Source organism: uncultured Thiothrix sp., assembly GCF_937873765.1.
In the GTDB taxonomy this organism is placed as follows: Bacteria; Pseudomonadota; Gammaproteobacteria; order Thiotrichales; family Thiotrichaceae; genus Thiolinea.
The window spans coordinates 1-21048 of the sequence record NZ_CALMZC010000013.1 but is presented as its reverse complement, the minus strand read 5'-3'; the positions used below and the strand labels follow the sequence as shown (position 1 = coordinate 21048).

Annotated in this window: 23 protein-coding genes; 3 read left to right on the top strand and 20 right to left on the bottom strand. The window is 44.9% G+C overall.

The features are described 5' to 3' along the window. Positions 1–136: 136 nt before the first annotated feature. The 8 genes from phaC to Q0307_RS02570 form a co-directional block, all read right to left on the bottom strand. Complete coding sequence (gene phaC / locus Q0307_RS02605; protein ID WP_298656045.1) at positions 137–2329, bottom strand: class I poly(R)-hydroxyalkanoic acid synthase; 2193 nt, start codon at positions 2327–2329, stop codon at positions 137–139. A 112-nt stretch (positions 2330–2441) separates the two neighbouring features. Continuing rightward, on the bottom strand, positions 2442–4130 hold the full coding sequence (locus Q0307_RS02600; protein WP_298656042.1) for a sigma-54-dependent Fis family transcriptional regulator: 1689 nt from the start codon (positions 4128–4130) through the stop codon (positions 2442–2444). A 31-nt stretch (positions 4131–4161) separates the two neighbouring features. Beyond that, positions 4162–4371 carry a 2-hydroxymuconate tautomerase family protein gene (locus Q0307_RS02595; protein ID WP_298656039.1) on the bottom strand — a complete coding sequence of 70 codons (210 nt, stop codon included), beginning with the start codon at positions 4369–4371 and terminating at the stop codon, positions 4162–4164. Between the two features lie 9 nt (positions 4372–4380). Continuing rightward, positions 4381–5172 carry a 2-oxo-3-hexenedioate decarboxylase gene (gene dmpH, locus Q0307_RS02590; protein WP_298656036.1) on the bottom strand — a complete coding sequence of 264 codons (792 nt, stop codon included), beginning with the start codon at positions 5170–5172 and terminating at the stop codon, positions 4381–4383. A gap of 2 nt (positions 5173–5174) precedes the next feature. Continuing rightward, positions 5175–6200, bottom strand: coding sequence for a 4-hydroxy-2-oxovalerate aldolase (gene dmpG, locus Q0307_RS02585; RefSeq protein ID WP_298656033.1), 1026 nt, complete (start codon positions 6198–6200; stop codon positions 5175–5177). A gap of 12 nt (positions 6201–6212) precedes the next feature. Continuing rightward, positions 6213–7097 (bottom strand): acetaldehyde dehydrogenase (acetylating), encoded by an 885-nt coding sequence (locus Q0307_RS02580; RefSeq protein ID WP_298656030.1) that lies wholly within the window; start codon positions 7095–7097, stop codon positions 6213–6215. A gap of 13 nt (positions 7098–7110) precedes the next feature. After that, entirely contained in the window at positions 7111–7905 is a 795-nt protein-coding gene (gene dmpE, locus Q0307_RS02575; protein ID WP_298656026.1) for a 2-oxopent-4-enoate hydratase, read from the bottom strand. A gap of 10 nt (positions 7906–7915) precedes the next feature. Then, complete coding sequence (locus Q0307_RS02570; RefSeq protein WP_298656023.1) at positions 7916–9376, bottom strand: 2-hydroxymuconic semialdehyde dehydrogenase; 1461 nt, start codon at positions 9374–9376, stop codon at positions 7916–7918. Positions 9377–9657: 281 nt separating this feature from the next. Between Q0307_RS02570 and Q0307_RS02565 the strand changes: the two genes are divergently transcribed. Both Q0307_RS02565 and Q0307_RS02560 read left to right on the top strand, forming a co-directional pair. After that, the gene (locus Q0307_RS02565; protein ID WP_298656020.1) at positions 9658–10410 is read left to right on the top strand and encodes an OmpA family protein; all 753 of its coding nucleotides are present in this window, start codon (positions 9658–9660) and stop codon (positions 10408–10410) included. Between the two features lie 115 nt (positions 10411–10525). Further along, complete coding sequence (locus Q0307_RS02560) at positions 10526–11212, top strand: GntR family transcriptional regulator (protein ID WP_298656017.1); 687 nt, start codon at positions 10526–10528, stop codon at positions 11210–11212. Positions 11213–11225: 13 nt separating this feature from the next. Here the strand turns inward: Q0307_RS02560 and Q0307_RS02555 are convergent, their stop codons facing one another. The 12 genes from Q0307_RS02555 to Q0307_RS02500 form a co-directional block, all read right to left on the bottom strand. Further along, complete coding sequence (locus Q0307_RS02555) at positions 11226–12218, bottom strand: TIR domain-containing protein (RefSeq protein WP_298656014.1); 993 nt, start codon at positions 12216–12218, stop codon at positions 11226–11228. A gap of 122 nt (positions 12219–12340) precedes the next feature. After that, positions 12341–12832, bottom strand: a complete 492-nt coding sequence (locus Q0307_RS02550) for a GNAT family N-acetyltransferase (protein ID WP_298656011.1) — start codon at positions 12830–12832, stop codon at positions 12341–12343. Then, the gene (locus Q0307_RS02545) at positions 12820–13110 is read right to left on the bottom strand and encodes a DUF1778 domain-containing protein (protein ID WP_298656009.1); all 291 of its coding nucleotides are present in this window, start codon (positions 13108–13110) and stop codon (positions 12820–12822) included. The genes Q0307_RS02550 and Q0307_RS02545 overlap by 13 nt, the downstream gene beginning before the upstream one ends. Positions 13111–13217: 107 nt before the next feature. Further along, positions 13218–14147, bottom strand: coding sequence for a catechol 2,3-dioxygenase (locus Q0307_RS02540; protein ID WP_298656006.1), 930 nt, complete (start codon positions 14145–14147; stop codon positions 13218–13220). A 24-nt stretch (positions 14148–14171) separates the two neighbouring features. Then, positions 14172–14498 (bottom strand): 2Fe-2S iron-sulfur cluster binding domain-containing protein, encoded by a 327-nt coding sequence (locus Q0307_RS02535; protein WP_298656004.1) that lies wholly within the window; start codon positions 14496–14498, stop codon positions 14172–14174. Positions 14499–14534: 36 nt separating this feature from the next. After that, positions 14535–15362, bottom strand: coding sequence for an alpha/beta hydrolase (locus Q0307_RS02530; protein ID WP_298656001.1), 828 nt, complete (start codon positions 15360–15362; stop codon positions 14535–14537). Between the two features lie 9 nt (positions 15363–15371). Then, on the bottom strand, positions 15372–16436 hold the full coding sequence (locus Q0307_RS02525; RefSeq protein WP_298655999.1) for an NADH:ubiquinone reductase (Na(+)-transporting) subunit F: 1065 nt from the start codon (positions 16434–16436) through the stop codon (positions 15372–15374). Positions 16437–16536: 100 nt separating this feature from the next. Beyond that, positions 16537–16899, bottom strand: a complete 363-nt coding sequence (locus Q0307_RS02520) for a phenol hydroxylase subunit P4 (RefSeq protein ID WP_298655996.1) — start codon at positions 16897–16899, stop codon at positions 16537–16539. Between the two features lie 11 nt (positions 16900–16910). Further along, positions 16911–18458 (bottom strand): aromatic/alkene/methane monooxygenase hydroxylase/oxygenase subunit alpha, encoded by a 1548-nt coding sequence (locus tag Q0307_RS02515; RefSeq protein ID WP_298655993.1) that lies wholly within the window; start codon positions 18456–18458, stop codon positions 16911–16913. Between the two features lie 12 nt (positions 18459–18470). Further along, positions 18471–18743 carry an MmoB/DmpM family protein gene (locus tag Q0307_RS02510; protein WP_298655990.1) on the bottom strand — a complete coding sequence of 91 codons (273 nt, stop codon included), beginning with the start codon at positions 18741–18743 and terminating at the stop codon, positions 18471–18473. Positions 18744–18753: 10 nt separating this feature from the next. After that, entirely contained in the window at positions 18754–19752 is a 999-nt protein-coding gene (locus Q0307_RS02505) for an aromatic/alkene monooxygenase hydroxylase subunit beta (protein ID WP_298655987.1), read from the bottom strand. Positions 19753–19782: 30 nt separating this feature from the next. Continuing rightward, positions 19783–20037 (bottom strand): phenol hydroxylase subunit, encoded by a 255-nt coding sequence (locus tag Q0307_RS02500; protein WP_298655985.1) that lies wholly within the window; start codon positions 20035–20037, stop codon positions 19783–19785. Positions 20038–20336: 299 nt separating this feature from the next. Between Q0307_RS02500 and Q0307_RS02495 the strand changes: the two genes are divergently transcribed. Then, positions 20337–20990 carry a DUF4360 domain-containing protein gene (locus tag Q0307_RS02495; protein ID WP_298655981.1) on the top strand — a complete coding sequence of 218 codons (654 nt, stop codon included), beginning with the start codon at positions 20337–20339 and terminating at the stop codon, positions 20988–20990. Positions 20991–21048 lie beyond the last annotated feature (58 nt).

Sequence of the window (21048 nt, the reverse complement as noted above, 5' to 3'; positions counted from 1 at the left end):
TCGCTATAAGTTGTTATAGCCCATGATTATAGTATGCGTCTAATTTATAGAAATTCAAGATTCAGGGATATTAGGAAGTTTTTTAAGCGATTAGAGCAGACTAGCTGCTCTAATCAAAAGAGTCACCTAAATAGATTTAGGCTTGAGGCGGTATTTTATTAACGGCTGGTTTGCTTGTTTCAGTCGCAGGTTTTTCACTAGTTTCTGGTGTTGTAGCAGGCTCAGCCTTTAAATCTGGTTTAGCAATCTCAGTCTTAACTTCAGGTTTAGCATCTGCCTTGGGAATCTCAGCTTTTACCTCAGCATTAGCCGCTTTAGGCTGGTCAGCTTTTGGTGCTGCCTTAGTTTCAGCCTTAGTAGCTTTAGGCTTTGCTGCTTTTGGCGTAGCTACTTTTTCAACCTTAGGAGCAGTCTCTTTAGCTTCGGCCTTTTTCACTTCTTTAGGAGCAGCCTCTGCTTTAGGTACGGCTTTTTTTGGCTCAGCTTTAGCCTCAATCACTGGCGTTGCATCAAGCTTAGGTAATACAGTCATCGTCACTTTAGGCACTGGCTCACCCAATTTAACTTTGACATAAGTACCGGGGGCGTCTTCGATTGGCGTCAACTTAGCACCCGGTGTGCGAGCAGCCACTTCTGCTGGATTTAAAGTACGCACCCATTTATCCCATTCTGGCCACCAAGAGCCTTCAGAAACAGGGGTTGTAGCCATCCATTCATCTGCATTCTCAACTAATTGATCACTCACGCGATAACCGTATTTCTTCGCTGCTGGTGGATTAATGATACCTGCAATATGCCCTGAACCACCTAAAATGAAGCGGGTTGGACCTGAAAACAAGCGAGCGCCCATGTAAGTCGATTTCCAAGGCGCAATATGGTCTTCCACTGCAGAAATGAAACAAGCTGGCACATCAATCGAGGTCACATCTAAGGGCACACCATCAACGCTTAGTGCTTTTGGTTTACATAAATCATTTTGTAGGTACAGATTACGCAAATACCAGCTATGCATTTTTGCAGGCATGCGCGTCGAGTCACCATTCCAATATAATAAATCGAATGGACGTGGATCGTTGCCTAGTAAATAGTTATTAACGTAGAAAGACCAAATTAGGTCATTTGCACGCAATAAGTTGAAAGCACCAGCCATTTGACTGCCATCTAAATAGCCTGTCTTTTCCATGGTCGACTCAAGACCGGAAACTTGTGCATCATCAATGAACAAGCCTAACTCCCCCGGCTCGGAGAAGTTAATCATGGTGGTGAAGAAAGTTGCACTCTTAATGCGACTGTCACCGGTCGCTTTCATATAAGCTAAAGCAGAAGTCAGCAAGGTACCGCCGATACAATACCCAATCGCATTGATTTCCGTCTCACCAGTTTCTGCTTGGACAGCATCAACCGCAGTTAATACACCTTCTTTAATGTAAGCGTCGAAACCAGTATCCGCATAAGTCTCATCTGGATTAACCCAAGAAATTACGAATACTGTGTGACCTTGATCGACTAACCATTTCAGCAAAGAATTCTTAGGCTGCAAGTCCATGATATAGAACTTGTTGATCCAAGGTGGAACAACCAGTAACGGACGCTTTAAAGCTTTTTCCGTGCTAGGCGTATATTGGATCAGCTGAAACATGCGGTTTTGGAAAATAACCTTACCCGGTGTAACCGCTACGTTTTTGCCTAACTCAAACGCCTTGGTGTCCGTCATGCGAATCCGTAATTCGCCTTTGCCGGTTTCCAAATCTTCCAGCATATTTTTCAGACCATGAACTAGATTTGCACCTTTAGTTTCTTTGATCTTTTCTAAAACAGCAGGATTCGTGAGCGCAAAGTTAGTGGGTGACATCGCATCCATGAAACGCTCAGTGAAGAATTTCACTCGCTCTGAAGTATGGTCATCCAAACCCTCTACATCAGAAACTAGAGTCCGCATCCATTGAGAAGTCAGTAAGTAGGACTGCTTGATCACATCAAAAATCGGTTTCTCTGACCAATCTTCATGACTAAAACGACGATCACCTTTTGCTGGAATGACGACTGGATCAGGCTTTTGCCCCATTAAAGCCATCATTGCCTGTTGACCTAATTCAAGGGACTTTTGCCAATATTCGATATTTTTTTGCATGAAGGCTTGGGGATCAGAACTCACCGCTTTCCACCAGTCGCCATAAGCTTGGGTCAGATTAAAGGGATCAAGCTTCATATTTTCATAAGACTTGGCAAAACCAGCCATAATCTCTTCAACTTGCTTAAAGTTATCCCTCAGCTCTTTGGCAGCAGCAAAACCTAAGGTATTGACTTCATTCTGGGCGTTTTCGGACATTAATCACTTCTCCTTGCTAATACTGAGCAGAGTCTGCACTATTTCGATGTGCTATGCAGCATTTTTTACAAAAAACCAATGGCTAGCATGGTGCAACCCTGCAAACTAATCGCTAAATGAGTCCACACTTTTTTAAACGGTAGCGACATTGTGGGCCACTAATACCTAAAATTCGTGCAGCTTCAAGCACATTTCCCTGTGCTCGTTTGAGCGCCTGCCCTAAAATTAATTGCTCTAAGTGTTCAAAATCTAACTTGCTCGCATGCATCTGATCAAGGACTTGATCGACTAATTCTGGCTTGGCACTTTTTTCTAATAAACCATTTTGCCCAATCACCATAAATGTATCCTCCGGAGCAGGCATGCCTAAACAAATATGGGTCGACTCAATCCGTGTATCACTTTCGGTTAAAATGACACCGCGCTCAATCACATTTTCTAGCTCACGAATATTCCCCGGCCATTGATAGGCCATGAAACGCCGTAAAGCTTGATCAGAAATGCCTTGAACCTGTTTGCCATATTTAGCGTTATAGCGCTCAATAAACTTACGTATCAGTCCCGGCAAATCGGCTAAACGTTCACGCAAAGGTGGAATCGAAATCGGAAAAACATTTAAGCGATAGTAAAGATCTGCTCGAAATGTGCCTTGCTTAACACGCTCTTGCAAATTGGCGTTGGTAGCTGCAATTAAACGTACGTCGACTTTTATTTTTTCAGTACCACCCACACGCTCAAACTCTCCAGTTTGAATCGCCCGCAATAACTTAGCTTGAGCACGCTCATTCAGCTCGCCCAACTCATCAAGAAATAAAGATCCACCGTTAGCACGTTCAAAGCGTCCGGGACGCGACTTATCCGCACCCGTATACCCGCCCTTTTCCACCCCAAATAGTTCAGACTCGACTAGGTCGCGTGGTAAAGCCGCACAGTTCACGGCAATGAAGGGGCCATCTTTGCGCTTCCCTAATTGATGCAAAGCTTGCGAAAATACCTCTTTCCCGACACCTGTTTCTCCCAGCATCAGCACCGTCACATCAGTGGCGGCAGCCTTATCCAAGAGATACATAATTTCTTTAATCGGCGCTGATTCGGCAATGATATGTTCAGGGCGGGCACGTGAGGTGATTTCTGTACGTAAGAAACGAACTTCTTCTTCGAGTGAGGAGAGCTTAGCCGCCATGGATTCGAGTGAGTACAGCTCCTTGAGTTCCTGCGCATCCTCCCATTCATCTAGAGGCTTACCAACAATCCGGCATTGCTTATCACCACAACCGACACATTCAAGCTCTTTAAAATAAATCGGTCGTCCCATAAAGGTAGTGGTATAGCCGGTCGCATAACCCAATAAATTCCAACAAACTGGCTGAGTAGCCAAACCATAGAGACGCAAATGTTCAGCAGCTTCAAAGGAGTTGCGCCACGTGAATTCCCCATAAAATTGCCCCGTGTCTACCTCAATCTCTAGCTTAACTGGCTCAACACTGACTACACCCTCTAAGGCATGCAGTTGTGGCCCTACCAAAAACATAGACATCATATCTGCGGAACTACGAATTTTACGGGCAAGCTGTGCATCGGATTGAGCAGCCGTATAGCCCATGCGCAGCAAAACACCTCGCGCATAATCTTCGCCGAAGGATTCGATGAGTTCGCTACGCATAGAACCAAAAGCCGAAGCATGCAGCAAAATCATGCGCTGCTGTCCTAGCCATATGCTACCATTTTCACCCTCAAAACGGATCATCGACTTTAAGTCTTGATCAGTCGGATAAACCGGTTTTTTCGGGTGTCGGCTCATGCAGTCCTCCTCTACAGACTCATACGCTAGCTTAGCCTTTCTCCGCCGCGCGCTTATCAATTTCAGCCTTACTTAAGCCACCAATACACCAATGCTCAGGTGCAACTTCATGGATGACAACGCGGACTTGCTCAGGCTTCACATTTAGAGTTTCCACCGCCACTTGCGTAACCCGTGCAAAGAACTCATTCTTCTGCTCAACGCTGCGGCCTTGCAAAATCGTTGCTTGAATTAAAGGCATGATTGCTCCTTATACAAATGTCATGCTTACCGTGCCTAAATCTTGATAGCGTACACACACACTATCCCCCGCTTTAACAGCAATGGCTTCAGTAATGCCGCCCGTCATAATGAAAGTACCTGCTGGAATCACCTCACCACGTTCGGCGAGCATATTGGCAAGCATCGCCACACTCGCGGCTGGATGTCCCAGTACCGCAGCACCCGCACCTGTAGTGACTACTTTGCCATTAATTTCCATCACGACACCCAGCGTTTTCATATCCACTTGATCGGCACGTTTGACATTGCCCCCCGTGACAAAACGGGCAGAGGAGGCATTGTCGGCAATCACGCTTTTTAAGTCGAAACGGAAATTTTCATATCGTGAATCAATCACTTCGACCGCAGGCAATACCGATTCAGTAGCCGCTAATACATCTGCTACCGAACAACCGGGACCTTTGAGTTCCTTATTAGTAATAATCGCAATTTCGGCTTCAACTTTGGGGTGAATCAACTCAGATACTTTAACAGTGCCAGCATCAGGCACATTAAAATAATCCACTAGAAAGGCATAAACCGGATTCTCTACGCCCATTTGTTTCATTTTTGCGTAGGAGGTTAAACCCATCTTTAAGCCTACGACTCGATTGCCACGGGCTTCTTTGCGACGACGAATTTCCCATTGAATATCATAGGCATCTTCCCAATCCATATCAGGGTAGTCGTCAGTAATCTTTTTCACATCATGGGCTTGCAGCTCAGCATTTTCGAGATGTTCAGCAAGCTCATTAATAGTAGAACGACTTAAAGTAGACATGCTTAACCTCGCGCTCTAATCATTTCTAAAGCGACATCTTCGATCATATCTTCTTGACCTCCCACTGTACCGCGCCGACCTAATTCCAAGAGAATTTCTCGCGCGGGAATACCATATTTTTGCTCAGCACGACGCGCATGGAGTAAGAAGGAGGAGTACACACCTGCATACCCCAAAGTCAACGCATCACGATTAATACGTGGTAATTGATCACCCATGATTGGGACAGCTACATCTTCAGCCGCATCCATGAGCTTGCTAACATCCACGCCTGTCTCAATGCCATACATATCACACACAGCATTAAATACTTCGAGTGGAGTATTACCCGCGCCTGCTCCAAAGCCTGCCACCGAGCCATCAATCCGCGTAGCACCAGCCTCAATGGCTGCTAAAGAATTAGCAATCGCCATCCCTAAATTATGATGACCGTGAAAGCCAATTTCGATAGTGTCAGGGAAGTACTCGCGTAAAATAGTCACTTTAGCTTTCACGTCTTCTGGCAGCATATGACCAGCCGAATCTGTCATATAGAGGCAGTTTGCCCCAAAGCCATACATGAGTTTGGCTTGTTCCAGAATCTTTTCGGGTGTAACCATATGGCTCATCATTAAAAAGCCTACGGTGTCAAACCCATGTTTAGCGCAGTACTTAATATGCTGCTCGGAGACATCTGCTTCGGTGCAATGCGTCGCTACACGAATAGTGTGCACACCTAAATCTTGCACCATTTTCAAGTCTTCAATTGTACCAATGCCGGGGAGCATGAGGATAGATACTTTAGCTTGGGTGAGTTTGGGAATAACGGCTTCCAAGTACTCTTTATCGGTATGCAGACCAAAGCCATAGTTTACGGATGAACCTGATATACCGTCCCCATGCGTGACTTCAATTAAAGGTACGCCCGCTCGATCGAGTGCTTGCGACAAATCGACCATGTTTTGCAAGGTGAACTGATGTCTGATCGAATGCATGCCATCGCGTAAGGACATATCGTGCAAACGAATTTTTTTACCTTTTAGATTCATTGTGGATACTCCTTAGGCTTTTAGCATTTGTTCAGCGAACATTTCAGCCGTGCGTGCAGCAGCAGCGGTCATAATATCGAGATTGCCTGCATATTCCGGTAGATAGTCACCTCGTCCACGGACTTCAACATACACACTCACGCGATTACCATCAAACACGGGGCCTTCTTTGACACGATAACCAGGTACATATTTTTGTACCTCGGCTTCCATGGCTTTGACTGACTCTATAATTGCATCTTGATTCGGTTCGGTTTCGGTAATGCAGTGAATGGTGTCACGCATCATCAATGGCGGCTCAGCCGGATTGAGGATAATAATGGCTTTACCTTTTTTGGCTTGACCGACTTTTTCAATCGCACCCGATGTGGTTTGGGTAAACTCATCAATATTTTTACGCGTACCAGGGCCTGCTGATTTAGAGGCAACGGTTGCTACGATTTCGCCATAACGCACAGGCTGCACCCGACTCACCGCAAATACCATTGGGATAGTGGCTTGACCGCCACACGTCACCATATTGACGTTTTCTTCGCCTTTATTGAGGTGATCCAATAGATTCACGGGAGGCACGCAGAAAGGGCCAATTGCGGCTGGGGTAAGGTCAATGACCTTCACGCCTTTTTCAGTCAATTTACGTGAGGTTTCCGCATGGGCATAGGCAGATGTGGCATCGAAGGCAATTTGAATATTGTCTGCTTCAATATGAGAAATTAGACCATCAATACCTTCATGCGTGGTTTTTAGACCCATATCGCGAGCACGAGCTAAACCATCGGAAGTGGGGTCAATACCTACCATCCACACAGGTTCTAGTACTTCACTACGCTTTAATTTATACAATAAGTCCGTGCCGATATTGCCCGGTCCAATCAGTGCACAACGAATTTTTGCCATTTATCCTATCCTCCTATTCAAAGCGCACTGCGGTGCGACCGATTCCACCAATACTGACACTCATATAATCCCCCGCTTTGACGGGTTGGAGTGGCACTAGAGCGCCCGATAAAATCACTTCACCTGCTTTTAAAGGCACACCAAAACGACCTAAGGTATTCGCCAGCCACACCACACAGCTAATGGGTGAGGAACCTAGAGCCGCCGCACCTGCACCGGTTGCGACCACTTGACCATTCATTTCCATCACCATGCCACAAGTGGATAAGTCCACTTTGCGTGGATCAGCTGCTTGTGAGCCTAAGAGGAAATAACCACAGGAAGCGTTATCAGCAACGGTGTCTTGGATTTTGATTTTCCAGTCTTTAATACGAGAGTCGACAATTTCAAAGCAGGGCACGACAAAATCAGTAGCCCGCAATACATCACTCGCCGTGACTCCGGGGCCGATTAAATCGCGTTTGAGTACAAAGGCGATTTCACCCTCAGCACGCGGTTGAATCATTTTGGTACTGACTGATAAAGCTTCGCTTTCATCCACCACCATGGCATCTGTGAGATAACCAAAATCGGGTTGATAGACATTGAGCATTTTCATGACGGCTTGGCTAGTCACACCGATTTTTTTGCCAATAACTTTTTCACCATCGAGCTGAATACGTTTGTCTAGGAGCAGGTTCGATACCGCATAGGCATCTTCCACCGTCATTTCGGGCGTGCGCTCTGAAAACGGCTGAACCATCTGCCGCTCACGTAAAGCAGTATAAAGCTCATCGGCATAAGCGCTAATTTGCGTAGTTTGTAGCATGAGTACTTCCTTATAATTTGACGCAAATATTTTGCAATTCAGTGTAGAACTCTAGCGAGTGCACGCCACCTTCGCGTCCAATGCCAGAATGCTTCATACCACCGAAGGGAGTACGCAAATCACGTAAGAACCAAGAATTTACCCATACAATACCGGCTTCCATTTGAGCAGCCACTCTGTGGGCACGAGTCACATTTTCTGTCCAAATCGCCGCCGCTAAACCGTATTTAGTGTCATTGGCAAGAGCTATCACTTCATCTTCGGAGTCAAAGGGGCGTACGTGGCAGCAGGGACCAAAGACTTCATCTTTAACGACCGAAGCCGTTTCAGGTAATCCTGTCCAAATGGTAGGCTGTACCCAATTACCATCAGCTAAAGCGCCTTGCATAGTAGGTATGCCGCCACCCGTGACTACAGTTGCACCCTCATCCACTGCTTTTTGGTAGTAAGACAACACTTTGCTTTGATGTTCTTTACTAATGAGTGGTCCCATTGACGTACACGCATCATCCCAAGCACCCAGTTGCATACTTTCAGCACCTGCTTTTAAGCGCTTGAGGAATTCATCAAAAATCGGACGTTCTACATACACGCGCTCAGTCCCTAAGCACACTTGACCGCAGTTAGCGAATACCGAGCGCATTGTGCCTTCAATCGCTTTATCCATATCGCAATCTGCAAAGACGACGGCTGGATTTTTACCACCGAGTTCAAATGACACATGGCGAATATGATCAGCGCTGGCTTTAACAATCGCAGCTCCGGTACGAGTTTCGCCTGTAAAGGTAATGCCATCTACATCAGGATGCGTCGTTAAAAATTCGCCCGCTGAATTAGGACCAAAACCATGTACGACGTTATAAACGCCTTTAGGTACACCTGCCGCATTCATTACTTCACCCAGTAAAGTGGTAGTGCGAGGGGTTTCTTCAGAGGGTTTAACGACAACCGTGTTACCACAGGCTAGTGCAGGACCTACTTTCCAAGTCATTAATAATAAAGGTAGATTCCAAGGGCTAATGACAGCAATAACGCCTTTAGGGCGACGCACCGCATAATTCAATGCGCCTTTACCATCCGGTGTATCAAGCATAAAGCTTTCGGTAGGAACATTTTTCACGAGATCTGCAAAGATTTTGAAATTAGCAGCACCGCGTGGAATATCAACGTGTGAAGCTAATGATTTAGGTTTGCCTGTGTCCAGACACTCAGCCTCAAGAAACTCATTAAAGCGTGCATTAATACCATCAGCGACTTTGTGTAGGATTGCCATACGTTCCGCAACAGGCATTTTGCCCCAAGGACCTTTGAGTGCGGCTTTGGCAGCGGCTACGGCTTGATCCACTTCGGATTTGCCCGCTTCGTATACTATACCGATTTGCTGATTGGTAGCTGGATTGATGTTGGCGAATGTTTTGCCGGATGCAGAGCCGACGTATTCGCCATTGATGAAATTTTTGAATTCTTGCATGGGCACAGTCCTCCGATTTGAATGGATTTAGCATACAAGAATTTTGTCGATATTCAATATTTTTGTCGATATTTTTAATATAACCTCAGGAAGTAGAAAATAATTGTTAATTTTTTTGTCAAAAAACAACTAACCACTACCCAAAGCCTATAAATTTTTTCTACACTCAGATACGGGTATCCACAATCTCCCTGAGTCTTTCGAGCAACAACCTAAACTGAGGTTGCTCACGTACGTATTGCATGTGTAACACCCCAAGCTAATCAAAATGGAAGGTGACTATGGCAGAAAACTCCCAAAGAACTAAGGGGCTGACCTCAACCCAAGAAGGTCTTATCGCTGGGTTAGTCTTACTCTCTTTTGGGCTAGTTTATTGGTATTTAAATCCTTGGCAGAGTGAGCAGCAGGCCATACCCATTTTAGCTAAGCACACTACCAACAGTACCCTTCAATCTAATAGTTTAGCCAGCACAGGCAATGCACAAGCTCTTGCCTCCACAATCGAAGCCACCCCTACTACTGCTAATACCCTTCCACCGCCTCCTGGCCTTGTGAAAGCTAACATTACACTTAGCACTACGACCACAGAAACAACTCAGCTAGCTCAGTCAACAACCCGTATTATCAATAAACTCGAATTAGCCCCGGGTAGCCCTGAAGCTAAACTGCAAACCTACTTAGAGAATAAAACCTTAGAAACACCCGTGGGGATCGATGGCATCAATTTTGAAGCCAAAACCACTAAGTTAACCAAAAACTCTGAGGCCAAAATGCTAATGCTGGCAGCTTTATTAGTACACTACTCAGAAGCGAACTTCTTGATCACTACTTACACCACTGAAACCAGTGCAAAGCATAAGAATAGCGATGACTTATCCTTAATGCGTGCTCAGGCTTTAGGTGAAAACCTTGTCAAAGCTGGTATAAACGGTAAACGGATCACCATTATGGGCATGGGCAAGCGTCCTTCTCCTGACAAAACAGTAGCTGCAGCTAAGAAGAGTCAGCGTATTGAAATTTCTGTGATTCAATAACCCTAGCTTCAACACCTAAAGCCACAGCCTTCGGATAAAACCCCAACTGACTGTCCCAGTCAGTTGGCTTGTTGCTATAATCGCGCCATTATCTTTGATGGCTCTTACACTTTTTATGACCAGCCTACAGCCTGTCGACTCTGTACCGAAGACGTTAACCGACTATGTCTATGGACAATTACGTGCCGATATTATCGACGGCAAACTCGCACCAGAGAGCAAACTAAAAATTGAACATCTGCGTGCCGAATATAATGTCGGGGCCACCCCGCTACGTGAAGCCTTAAGCCGCTTAAGCTCGGATGGTTTCGTGATTACCGAAGGCCAACGTGGCTTTCGCGTCTCGCCTATTTCACCGGAAGATTTGGATGATGTCACCGAACTGCGCGTGACCATGGAATTAAAAGCACTGCGTAATAGCATCCAGCACGGTAAAGATGATTGGGAATCACGAGTGGTTGCGACCTACTACCAACTCAGCAAAATCGAAGAATTAGATTTATTTGCCCATTTAGAAACTTGGGAGCAGCGTAATCATGATTTCCATTGGGCCTTAATCTCCGCTTGTACTTCCAAGTGGTTACTGCACTTTTACAATATTCTTTACGATCAACATAAGCGGTATCGGAATATTTCATTGGTAGCGAATTTAGGGATGCGCGATGTCCATTTGGAACATCAGCGGATTTATGAAGCGGCTCTAGCACGGGACGCGAATACGCTATGTAAGGAAACTGAGACGCATATTCGCCAAACTGCGGAGATTACGCAGCAGTTTTTAAAAGAGAAAGCGCTATATTAAAACTTATTCGCAATTAATGAGCTTTTGAATAGTTAATCAAACATGTAACACCTTGAATATATAAAATTTCAATTTTAACAATTGATCCTTCTGCATCTTCTAAAGTTATAGCTTCATTAAGTTTGAAATAAACTGGTTGTGTCAAACCTCCATTGATTGCAATATTATTTGCATATAAATATGTTCTATTAATACTATCTAATATAGGTTGAAGATAACCCTTAAGATTAGGCAATTGCCCATACTGATTAAATACCATAGAGCCTACTACATCTTTTTTATCCAAAGCCAAATCCAAAACTAAATCATCGTCAGGATCCCAGTCTTCATAAATAGCTCCCCGATAATCAGGATGAGCAAACAAGACTGTATACTTTCTTCTAACTGGCAAATCGAAGACTGCTAAGCCAGCAGATGAAGTATAAGCTTCTTTAGTCGTTTTATTGCTTGCAAGAACCATTAATTTAGCATTGCATATAGGATCACCATCAATATTCAGGACTCTTATTGTACTTTTGAACTGGCCCAACCTAGATATAGATGTGGCTAACAGACCCGTCCGATGCGATTCGGATGGAATACTACAATTATTTATAACTAGTTTTTTTTGAATAATTTTGACAAATTCAGCAGGTTTTAAATCAATTAGCGAAATATAACCAATGGTAGGAAGAACGCCGGGTATAGGCGTATCATCGAATCTTGCTGGAAGAATATACTCCTGGCTCTCACTAAAAGCGCTAGCTTGCATGGCTTGTCTTTCATGATTCGTCCACAACTTCTTAGCATAATGAGTGGAAATAAACATGATAGTATACTTAGTTTTACTTTTATAAATGTCTACAAGATAATCATATAAGTTTTTTCCCCATAGATTAGCTTCTTCAAAACGATCATAGAACACACTCACCCCAGAATCTCTAAGCAAAGTAGCTACTTGATCTACATATTGCCGATCCTCTCCAGCAAAAGAAAGGGCAATATCATATTTTAGATGACCAACCATAGAATAAAACACTCAAAGAATTTATCTATTCAATCGTCATAGTTTTAGACAAACTATTTTTCCTGAACACTTATTATACAAATCATGCTTACATAAAAAAACTATAGCAGGCAGTAAAAAAGTTAAGCTAGCTCACTCAGAACCAACATTAACACTCGATCATCAATCGGTGAGGTTCTAAACCCAAAATACTCATAGAAGGCTTTAGCTTTATCTGACAAGGCATGCACTAGAATAACTTTAGCACCAATGTAACCAGCAGCGGCTTGGCAACGCAGTAACCCATCCGGCAATAATGAATAACCTAAACCTTGGCCTTGACAGGATTGATCGACTGCTAATCTTGCTAGAATAATAGCAGGAATCGGATCAGGCATATTACGTTTTACTTTACTCACCACCTCAGTATGGTTAATAGAACCCGCCGCTAAAGCGTAGTATCCCACCACAGAAGCATTTTTACAGACGACAAAAGTCCGTGACGCGCCTAGTACCTCATTTTTTAAAGCACGTTGCCGCAACCACTCGTCTAACAAGACCTCACCACAATTAAACTTAGTTAAATCATGTTGAGTATTTAATGGTTCTGGCGTATACAGATTTATTTTCCCCATACAGGCTTACGTAGCATTAAATTGCGAAGACTTGCATTCTCTACAGGAGGGGTATTTAAAGCTTGATTAAATAACTCCCAAGCCTCTGACTCTAAATGAAAGTTTGTCCTGTCTAATAAGGTATTTTCTGCATCTCTTAGAGCAGCATCACGAACAAAATCTGAAACCGTTTTATCAAGAATACGCGCAGCCTTTTCAATCATATTACGCTGCTCTTGGCGAATACGGATATTTAAAGGGGCGGACTTAAGGTTGGGAACTGTTGATATATTTGGCATTACTAGAACTCCTATAGATTAATAGGAGTCTAGAATAGTGTGATGACATTGTAAATACAAAGCCACTTAGCGTCAGCTAAGCGGCTCTAAAACTCTTAGCCGAAATATTAAGTCACCACATTCAAGAAGCGCTCATTCAACTGCTGATCGTGGTAGAAAATCGCGCCACCCAACTCATCTTCTGTCCAAGTGATTTCTGGGCTATCCGGATACCAGTCATAGGAATCGCAGAAAGTTTCATTGCGATTGCCTGATGGGTCAAAGAAGTAAATAGTACGACCACGGGTAATCCCATGCCGTGTCGGGCCAATATCAATCGGGATTTTGTAACGTCCCATAATATCCGCCGCATGTAAAACCTCTTCCCAGCTTCTGAGTAAGAAGGAAGCATGATGCAGTTTGCCTTTCTCTGCGTGCCGAATCAGTGCCAAATCATGCGCTTTCATTCCACACGTTAAGAAACTAGCGATTTGTACTGATTGATCAGGGCCTACCATGACTTTTTCAGTTTGTTGGAAGCCTAAAACCTCAGTGAATAGTTTCACCGCACCATCCAAATCATCGCCATACAGTAAACAATGATCAAAACGATGCACCTTCATGCCTTTTAAATCTTCGCGCCAAGGATGTGGATTCTTATTACCTAAGCCATTACCGATATAGTCTTTTTGAGCAAATAGCTCAAACGTATGTCCCATTGGAGAGACGAAGCTCACGCGCTCGCCACAATGTTTGAGATCACCTGCGGGATGGCGAGTGGTTTCACAACCATAGTCTTTTAAAGCTTGTTCCAAGCGATTCAGTGTCTCAACACTATCCACTTTGAAACCCATGAAATCCATCCCCGGTGCATCGGCAGGGCGCAACACTACGGAAAACCAATCATGCTCATCCCAACCTTTTAAATACACCCGACCTTGCTCATCACGGTCAGTTTCTAATAAACCCATACGATCAACATAGTGAGTGATCGAAGCGTCCATATCTAGCACACGAATTTGCACGTGGCCCGGACGCAAAACTCCTGTCATTGGCATTTTTAGACTCTCCTCCAGAGTTAATTAAATTGAAGCATGTGTTGCCTTGCGCATCTGACCAATCACAGTAATCACCAAATCACTTTTGGGTTGACAGCGACAGGCCAAAACATAGCCAGCTTGCTCCTCTTGCTCGCTGACATGCACACGGCTCATTTTTCCAGTGGCATATTCACCTTGCTGGATCTGTATTTTGCAGACTCCGCAGCCACCACTACGACAGCCAACGGGTATACCGCGCTTACCTAAACGCACCATCCCAGCAAGCAGCATTTCCTGCGGGCGACACACAAACTGTTCCTCTATTTCGTTGATGTGGATGGTGTAACCTTGCTGTAGATAGCTCAACATTATCGCTAATTCCAATAATATCGATATTAATGTATATCAATAGGCTCTTTCTAAGAATTCTGCAACTAATTGATTAAAACTCGTGGCGTGTTCGATTTGCGTCCAATGGCCGCATTGACCAAACACATGCAGTTCTGAGCGCTCAATCAGATCCAATAAGTCATAGGCATTCTGTAGTGGAATTACTTGGTCATCGCGCCCATGAATAATCAGTGTGTGATGCGGCAAAGCCCAAATATCCGCAAGAGCACTCGTCATGGCATCCACCCACCGTTGGCGGGGTGCGGGGAACATCGCTGAAAAAGACTCTTGGAAACCGGGGCGAATACTCGCCTGATAACGTAGCTCTGCTAATTCATCCGTTACTAAAGCACGGTTATAAGCAAAAATATCCAGCAAACTTTTCATAGCTTGCAAAGAAGGCTCATAACCCCAAACCCGATCTAAACCCTCAGTGATTTTGAAAGGTACACCCACACTACCCATCAACACTAGCTTATTCACCCGCTCAGGATGGTGAATTGCTAGAGCCAGTGCTAAGGCTCCCCCAAAGGAATTACCTACTAAAGAAGCACGCTCAAGCCCTAAGGCATCTAATAAACCCACGGCTTGAGTAACCCAGTTTTCCATGCTGTATTGATAATTAGTAGGGCGTTCACTAAAACCAAAACCGGCCATATCCGGTGCTATCACCCGAAACTTAGTGCTCAAGGCAGGCAAACTTAAGCGCCAATTCGCCCATGCACTTACCCCAGGGCCAGAACCATGAATCAACAGCACTGGCTCACCGCTACCGACATCGTGGTAATTGGTTTGAATACCAGCCGCTTGAATCTGTTTAGCGATTTCTGGATTAGTAATCATCGCTACTCCTTAAATATTTTTAAACAAGGGGCTTTTTGGCGCGGTATTGCGACTCGCCTGTGTATAGAAATTCTCCATATACATATCGCGCTCAAATAAGCGGCCTTGCATGAGCGTGGTAATGCAGGCATCAATCATTGCCGGTGGCCCACACATATAAGCTTTGTGGCCTGCAAACTTTCCAGCAAAATGCTGTTTAGCCGCTTCATGCACAAAGCCACGTAGACCTTGCCAGTCTGAATCTTCTGGCTCAGCCGACAGTACCGGCAAATAAGTGAAATTAGGATAATCCCGAGTTAATTCTTCAAACAGATCGCGGTAATACAGTTCAGCTTGGTTACGCGCCCCATAAATAAACGTCACCGGACGCTGCTCACCCTGCTCAAATAGATGCAAAATCATGGATTTAGGGCTAGACAAACCCGAACCACCGGCGAGAAATAACATGGGTTCTTTAGCAGATTCACGCACATAAAAGCGCCCATATGGCCCATTGAAGCGCAATTCATCCCCAACTTTTAGTTCATGGTGTAGCCAATGCGTACCCTTACCACCCTCCACTAAAGCGACATTTAGCTCAATCAGATTTTTCTCGGAAGGAGGACTAGCAATCGAAAACGCACGGGGTTGATCTTCCATGCCTGGAATCAGCAAATTGATATAATGCCCTGCTTGAAACTCAATCCCGCCATTTTCAATTGCCAAGAAAACGCTTTTGATGCGTGGAGTGAGCGTGTCAATCTTAGAAACCACTCCAATATAATCGCGCACTAGGTAGTGCCGCGCATCTGGGTCTTCTTCAATATCCGCTTCAATCGTCACATCACCCGTGGCACGCGCGCAGCAAGCCAAGCATTTACCGTCCTCACGTTCCATATCCATCAGCGCAAAGGGGGAAGCTTCGCCGTGCTCAATCTCGCCATCGAGGACATCGACTTTACACGTTCCACATAAGCCATGCCCGCAGGCATGCGGCAGATAAATCCCTGCCCGCAAGGCTGCATCTAATAAGGTCTGGCCTGCTTCCACCTCAATGGTTTCCCCCAGCGGCTCAATGGTTAATTGATAGCTCATTGTGTAATCCTTTAAGAAACCCCGCCTGACCTTCCCTTTTCAGGGGAGGACATCACTATCTTTTCTCCCTCCCTTGATAAGGGGAGGGTTAGGGTGGGGTTTAGTTTCCTGTACCTTGATAGCCATTTAAGCCGGGGGTTTTGAAACGAATTAAGGACTTATGCCCTACTCCATTCTCTTTTAGACTTTTGCCCATATCCGGCGTAAAAGCTTGTCCATCCAAGATCCACTCGACTTTGCTCCAATCAATGTGGGCAAAATCAGGGTGCGGTGCTAACACACTGGGTAAAACAGCAGCCGTCAAAGCACCAAACGGCATCTCTGGCGGCAAGGGATAAGCATTCGCAGTACAGATGCTGGTGTGATGATCCCAGCCAACATAGACCAACTGATTACCATGAAAGCGGTCAACGCTATCCATATGGACGGATGGATAATCGCCTTGAATACATTTAACGGCCATGTACTGTTCTCCTAGGCTGCATCGGCTTGAATGGGTTTAGTGGTTTCTGTGGATTCTGTTGTGACTGCGCCTTTCATTGCTTTCCAACGAGCTTCGTCTGCAGAACCCGCATAATCGCCACCATCTTCTGGATGGAAGTGATACCAATTCAACACATCGGGCACTGCTGCCCCACCGCAATTGCCTTGGAAGATTTGGTGCACAGGCAACCAAGCATTCACATACTTTTCGGGTTCATGATCAAAAATATCTTTGCAACCATCGGAACAGGTATGGAACTTCTCACCTTTGAACTCGCTCACACGATAAGCCACTTGCATAGGATCACCTTTAGCAATCTCCGTGAAACCCATCGGGATTTGGCAAACCTGACAGAGCTGTGGCAAGCCCATATTGAAGAAGCGCTTACCGTCTTTCGCCATCTCCGCCCACATTTCCATACGGGGACGATAGTATTTATCGAAGGTGTCGGGGTATTTCTCAGAGAGCCAATTCATCTTCTGCTCAGAAGGTAAACCTAAATTGAAAGCCGCTGCATGAATATAGTTGTAGAAAATCCCAAAAACTTGATGACTAATATGATCCGCTTCAGCCGTGGCAATCTCATGGTACTTCGGCATTTTTAAGCCATAGCGCCCAAGGTCGTTAAAGAGCGCACCGGCATTTTCTACAAAGTAAATCTGCCAGCCTTCCTTCCAAGACATCGGGCTTTCTGGTAAGAAATAATCTTGCATCATCGCCACCAAACCAAGTAAGCGATACGCCCGCCAGAAGTGCTTATCAATCCAACCTTGTACAATCGGTAAATTATCTTCGTGCTGTTCTAGCAAGAATTTGATGATCTCTAAACCTAAAGTCATATGGCGCGACTCATCTGACTGTGCAGAGAAACCAAAGGTCACGGTCGCCATATCGCCGTTATAGGCAGCACCCGACATGAAGGGCACGAATAAGAGATTGGTCAGCAAGTACTCAAAGGAGAAGGAAACGGAAGTGATGTACTCAAATGGGCCTGCAGCGCTGGCATCATCGAAATAAGACTTGGGTACAGATAGATACCAAACCCGATCAAACATGTGGAAAGGGTCATGCATCCCATGAAAATGTTTATTGTAATGGCTGATGGTATGAATCTGGGTTTGTGCATGCCGCAGTTCATCAATCGACTGCATCTGGCAGGCGATTTGTGCACCTTCACCGCTGAATTGGCGAGCTAAACGCGCGAAATTACGATGCGCTGCATACTCCAGCGGACTCACGCCTTGAATAAATAATTTCAGCGCATTTACATAGCTAGCATCTGCTAAATTTAGATGTGCATTGTTCTGTGCGAAGCTATCCATCACCGCGTAGAGTTTTTTGTCTTTTTCCGCTTGGTATTTCCAATACGCATCCGCCGTTAAACGGAAAGGGTCTTCCCATTTGCTCCAATCGGTAATCTTGATGCCTTCATAGGCTTCTTGTGCAAACACCTTATCTTTAGACTGATAGCTTGGCTCCCACCCTAAACCACGGGTTAGCAGCTCATAACGCTTACGCATATTTAATTTTTTAGCCATGACTTGCTCCTGTTAGTGGCGGGTAATACGGAAATAGTCATCGTCTTCGTCAATATTGCCGGACAAGGAAATCAAGGTGAGATGCAACTCTTGCAAATTCACCTCACGTCCTGCTAATTCCGAGACAACTTCTTGAGTAATGCCAAGCTGACCCAAGCTTTCAATCCGCACCATACCGGGCTGGTAGTCTAAAGTTGCGGCTGGATTTTCTTGGGCAAAGGCAGAGATAAAGGGCTGCGCATCGGCAGTATTTTGAAAAATCATGAATACTTTATTTTCAGACATGCTTAGCTCCTTATACCTTTACGCCTTGCTTGGCTAAACGCGTGACTAGTTCAGCTTTTACCGCTGCTAATTGCTCAGCCCCTTGCTCACCAAAAGCCAATTGTGCAATCGGCGCTAAAGCAGCTTCAATGCGGGCGAGCCAAGCTTGTGTCCATTGCGCTAACAGGGCTGCATTTTCAGTCGATTCGCTGGCAGTGACTTTTAAGAGTTGATTCGTCCAGCGGGTATTTTCTTCGCTCCACTCATTCATAAACTGCGTGAGCATTAAGAAGGTACTCCCGCCTTGTGCCGCGACTTGGCTAATAAAACGCTCGTAAATCAACGGATAGAGCAAGCCATCCATGAGCACATCCTGCACTAGGAGAATTTCAAACCAGTCATCTAAGACAAAGCTGTCTTCCATCACGTGGCGCAAGCCTTGCCAAGCTGGATCATTCAACCAAGCCTGTTTAGCCACATTGAGTGAAGTTTCTTCATTGCCATCTAAGAGCAGCGCAATCCGTGATACATACTGCGCCATACCAATCCGGTCAAAACCATTAAAAGAAGCGAGGGAAGTAATCGTTGTGCCATAGCCACGATGGCAAATATCTTGATTATTCATATTTGCGCCGTATTCATAATGGCGCAGTGGAATCAGCACTTGGCGAATTTGATCTGCCAGTTCAGGCTGCAAACCTTGGAGCAAATTGCGCTTTTCTACTAGCTCAAAATTACTTTCCATAATCTCTTGCTGTTTAGCACGCGCGGCGACATAGCTGGTGTAATAGAACTGGCGCGGATCGGTGAAGCTATACCAATCCTGCATCACGATAGCCGTGCGAGCGGTATCGTATAATTGGCGACCTGGATCCCAACTCGGTGGATAATGGAAATTAGTAGTGGGCTGAACATCATAAACGGCTTCTTGATAGCGCGTGGCGGGCTTATGCTCACCAATCCGCCGTGCAATATGCCCATAATTTTGGCGTAGTGGTTTAATTTCTTTTGCAGCAATATTCAAAGACATGCAGGTTCTCCTCCAGTAACAAATTTGCCTCTAAAACTGAACACCGGGTTTTCCAAAGCGCCATTTCAGTTGGTCGTAATCAATTTGGGCGGCTTGCTCTGCACTCACCTCAACCACTTGATTACGTTTGCAAAACTGCTGAAACTGCTCGAAAGGCAATACCAATTCCACAAACAAACTGGGATCACCGATGGAAAAATCGAACTCCACGAAGCGCTTATCACGTACTCCCGTGACCCGTACATAACGCGGCTGGAAAAATGGCTCAGTTGGGTTGGCATCCATTGGTTGTGTTTCCTCCAAAACAATTAACCAAACGGGTTGCCTTTACTTAGCAAACAACGTGCCAATCAAATTAATTTAATAAATTCAATTATTTATAATAAAATTGATAATATTGAGTTTTATCTAGATTTGATCAAATGATCAGATGCTCAAATGCCATTTGATGAATTGGATTAATGCAGTGCAGCAATAACTCATTGAATTCTTAGAGAATATCCAGATATTAATAAGAGCTTTTAGCGAAGAGCGGCTAGTTGATCTACAGTTAAATTAAAGAATACTTAAAAGGATTTAAGCTTATGCGTTCTCATTCTGTTCTGCTGATTCTAAGCTGCTGTTTTTTAGCGAGTTGTGGCGATAAAGCCATAAATAATCAGGCAAGCTCACCCGAACTGCCTGCTAGCTCCAATCCGAATACGGGGAGTGTTAGCCTGCCAGTCCTTGCGGAAACGCCTGCTATTGCGGGTTCGGGTTGCCCAGCGGGCAGTGCACAGGTTGAGCTGCAGCCGCAATCAGCGAGCATCAAGCTCCGCTTCAATGACTTGGTTATCGGCACAGGGCAAGATCAGAATGGTAATATTACTTGTAATTTAGCCATCCCGGTGACTGTCCCGAATGGCTATCAAGTTTCCCTGATACCTCTGCATTTTACGGGTAATTTAAGTGGAAATGGCCTAACCATTGAACTCCGCCGTGCATACTTTTTCGCGGGTTCGATCGGAGCATCACAAGTCAGCAGCTTAGCCCTACCCACTGACAGCCAATTTTCTATTAGTGATAGTGTTAATCCTGAAGATACCCTGCAATGGTCGAATTGTGGGCAAGATACCAATATTCGCGTTAATCTGCGCTTGCGGATTAAAGGGGGTGAGGGTCAAGCAAACTTGAAAATTAGCTCGACCGATAAAGCTGAACCGACCTTATTTAAATTGAATTATCGAGTTTGTCAGTAATGGTTTTGGTCATGCACCAGAAGAGTTGAAAAACATCTGATTAATGAATTCGCCAATG

Excerpts from the sequence above, each read along its gene's own strand:
- Q0307_RS02550 (WP_298656011.1), bottom strand. The coding sequence starts at position 12,832 with ATGGGGAAAATAAATCTGTATACGCCAGAACCATTAAATACTCAACAT.
- Q0307_RS02520 (WP_298655996.1), bottom strand. The coding sequence starts at position 16,899 with ATGGCCGTTAAATGTATTCAAGGCGATTATCCATCCGTCCATATGGAT.
- Q0307_RS02595 (WP_298656039.1), bottom strand. The coding sequence starts at position 4,371 with ATGCCTTTAATTCAAGCAACGATTTTGCAAGGCCGCAGCGTTGAGCAG.
- Q0307_RS02560 (WP_298656017.1), top strand. The coding sequence starts at position 10,526 with ATGACCAGCCTACAGCCTGTCGACTCTGTACCGAAGACGTTAACCGAC.
- dmpH (WP_298656036.1), bottom strand. The coding sequence starts at position 5,172 with ATGTCTACTTTAAGTCGTTCTACTATTAATGAGCTTGCTGAACATCTC.
- Q0307_RS02510 (WP_298655990.1), bottom strand. The coding sequence starts at position 18,743 with ATGTCTGAAAATAAAGTATTCATGATTTTTCAAAATACTGCCGATGCG.
- Q0307_RS02525 (WP_298655999.1), bottom strand. The coding sequence starts at position 16,436 with ATGAGCTATCAATTAACCATTGAGCCGCTGGGGGAAACCATTGAGGTG.
- Q0307_RS02600 (WP_298656042.1), bottom strand. The coding sequence starts at position 4,130 with ATGAGCCGACACCCGAAAAAACCGGTTTATCCGACTGATCAAGACTTA.
- Q0307_RS02535 (WP_298656004.1), bottom strand. The coding sequence starts at position 14,498 with ATGTTGAGCTATCTACAGCAAGGTTACACCATCCACATCAACGAAATA.
- Q0307_RS02540 (WP_298656006.1), bottom strand. The coding sequence starts at position 14,147 with ATGCCAATGACAGGAGTTTTGCGTCCGGGCCACGTGCAAATTCGTGTG.
- Q0307_RS02570 (WP_298656023.1), bottom strand. The coding sequence starts at position 9,376 with ATGCAAGAATTCAAAAATTTCATCAATGGCGAATACGTCGGCTCTGCA.
- Q0307_RS02545 (WP_298656009.1), bottom strand. The coding sequence starts at position 13,110 with ATGCCAAATATATCAACAGTTCCCAACCTTAAGTCCGCCCCTTTAAAT.
- Q0307_RS02565 (WP_298656020.1), top strand. The coding sequence starts at position 9,658 with ATGGCAGAAAACTCCCAAAGAACTAAGGGGCTGACCTCAACCCAAGAA.
- Q0307_RS02555 (WP_298656014.1), bottom strand. The coding sequence starts at position 12,218 with ATGGTTGGTCATCTAAAATATGATATTGCCCTTTCTTTTGCTGGAGAG.
- dmpG (WP_298656033.1), bottom strand. The coding sequence starts at position 6,200 with ATGAATCTAAAAGGTAAAAAAATTCGTTTGCACGATATGTCCTTACGC.
- Q0307_RS02530 (WP_298656001.1), bottom strand. The coding sequence starts at position 15,362 with ATGATTACTAATCCAGAAATCGCTAAACAGATTCAAGCGGCTGGTATT.
- Q0307_RS02580 (WP_298656030.1), bottom strand. The coding sequence starts at position 7,097 with ATGGCAAAAATTCGTTGTGCACTGATTGGACCGGGCAATATCGGCACG.
- Q0307_RS02495 (WP_298655981.1), top strand. The coding sequence starts at position 20,337 with ATGCGTTCTCATTCTGTTCTGCTGATTCTAAGCTGCTGTTTTTTAGCG.
- Q0307_RS02500 (WP_298655985.1), bottom strand. The coding sequence starts at position 20,037 with ATGGATGCCAACCCAACTGAGCCATTTTTCCAGCCGCGTTATGTACGG.
- dmpE (WP_298656026.1), bottom strand. The coding sequence starts at position 7,905 with ATGCTACAAACTACGCAAATTAGCGCTTATGCCGATGAGCTTTATACT.
- Q0307_RS02515 (WP_298655993.1), bottom strand. The coding sequence starts at position 18,458 with ATGGCTAAAAAATTAAATATGCGTAAGCGTTATGAGCTGCTAACCCGT.
- phaC (WP_298656045.1), bottom strand. The coding sequence starts at position 2,329 with ATGTCCGAAAACGCCCAGAATGAAGTCAATACCTTAGGTTTTGCTGCT.
- Q0307_RS02505 (WP_298655987.1), bottom strand. The coding sequence starts at position 19,752 with ATGTCTTTGAATATTGCTGCAAAAGAAATTAAACCACTACGCCAAAAT.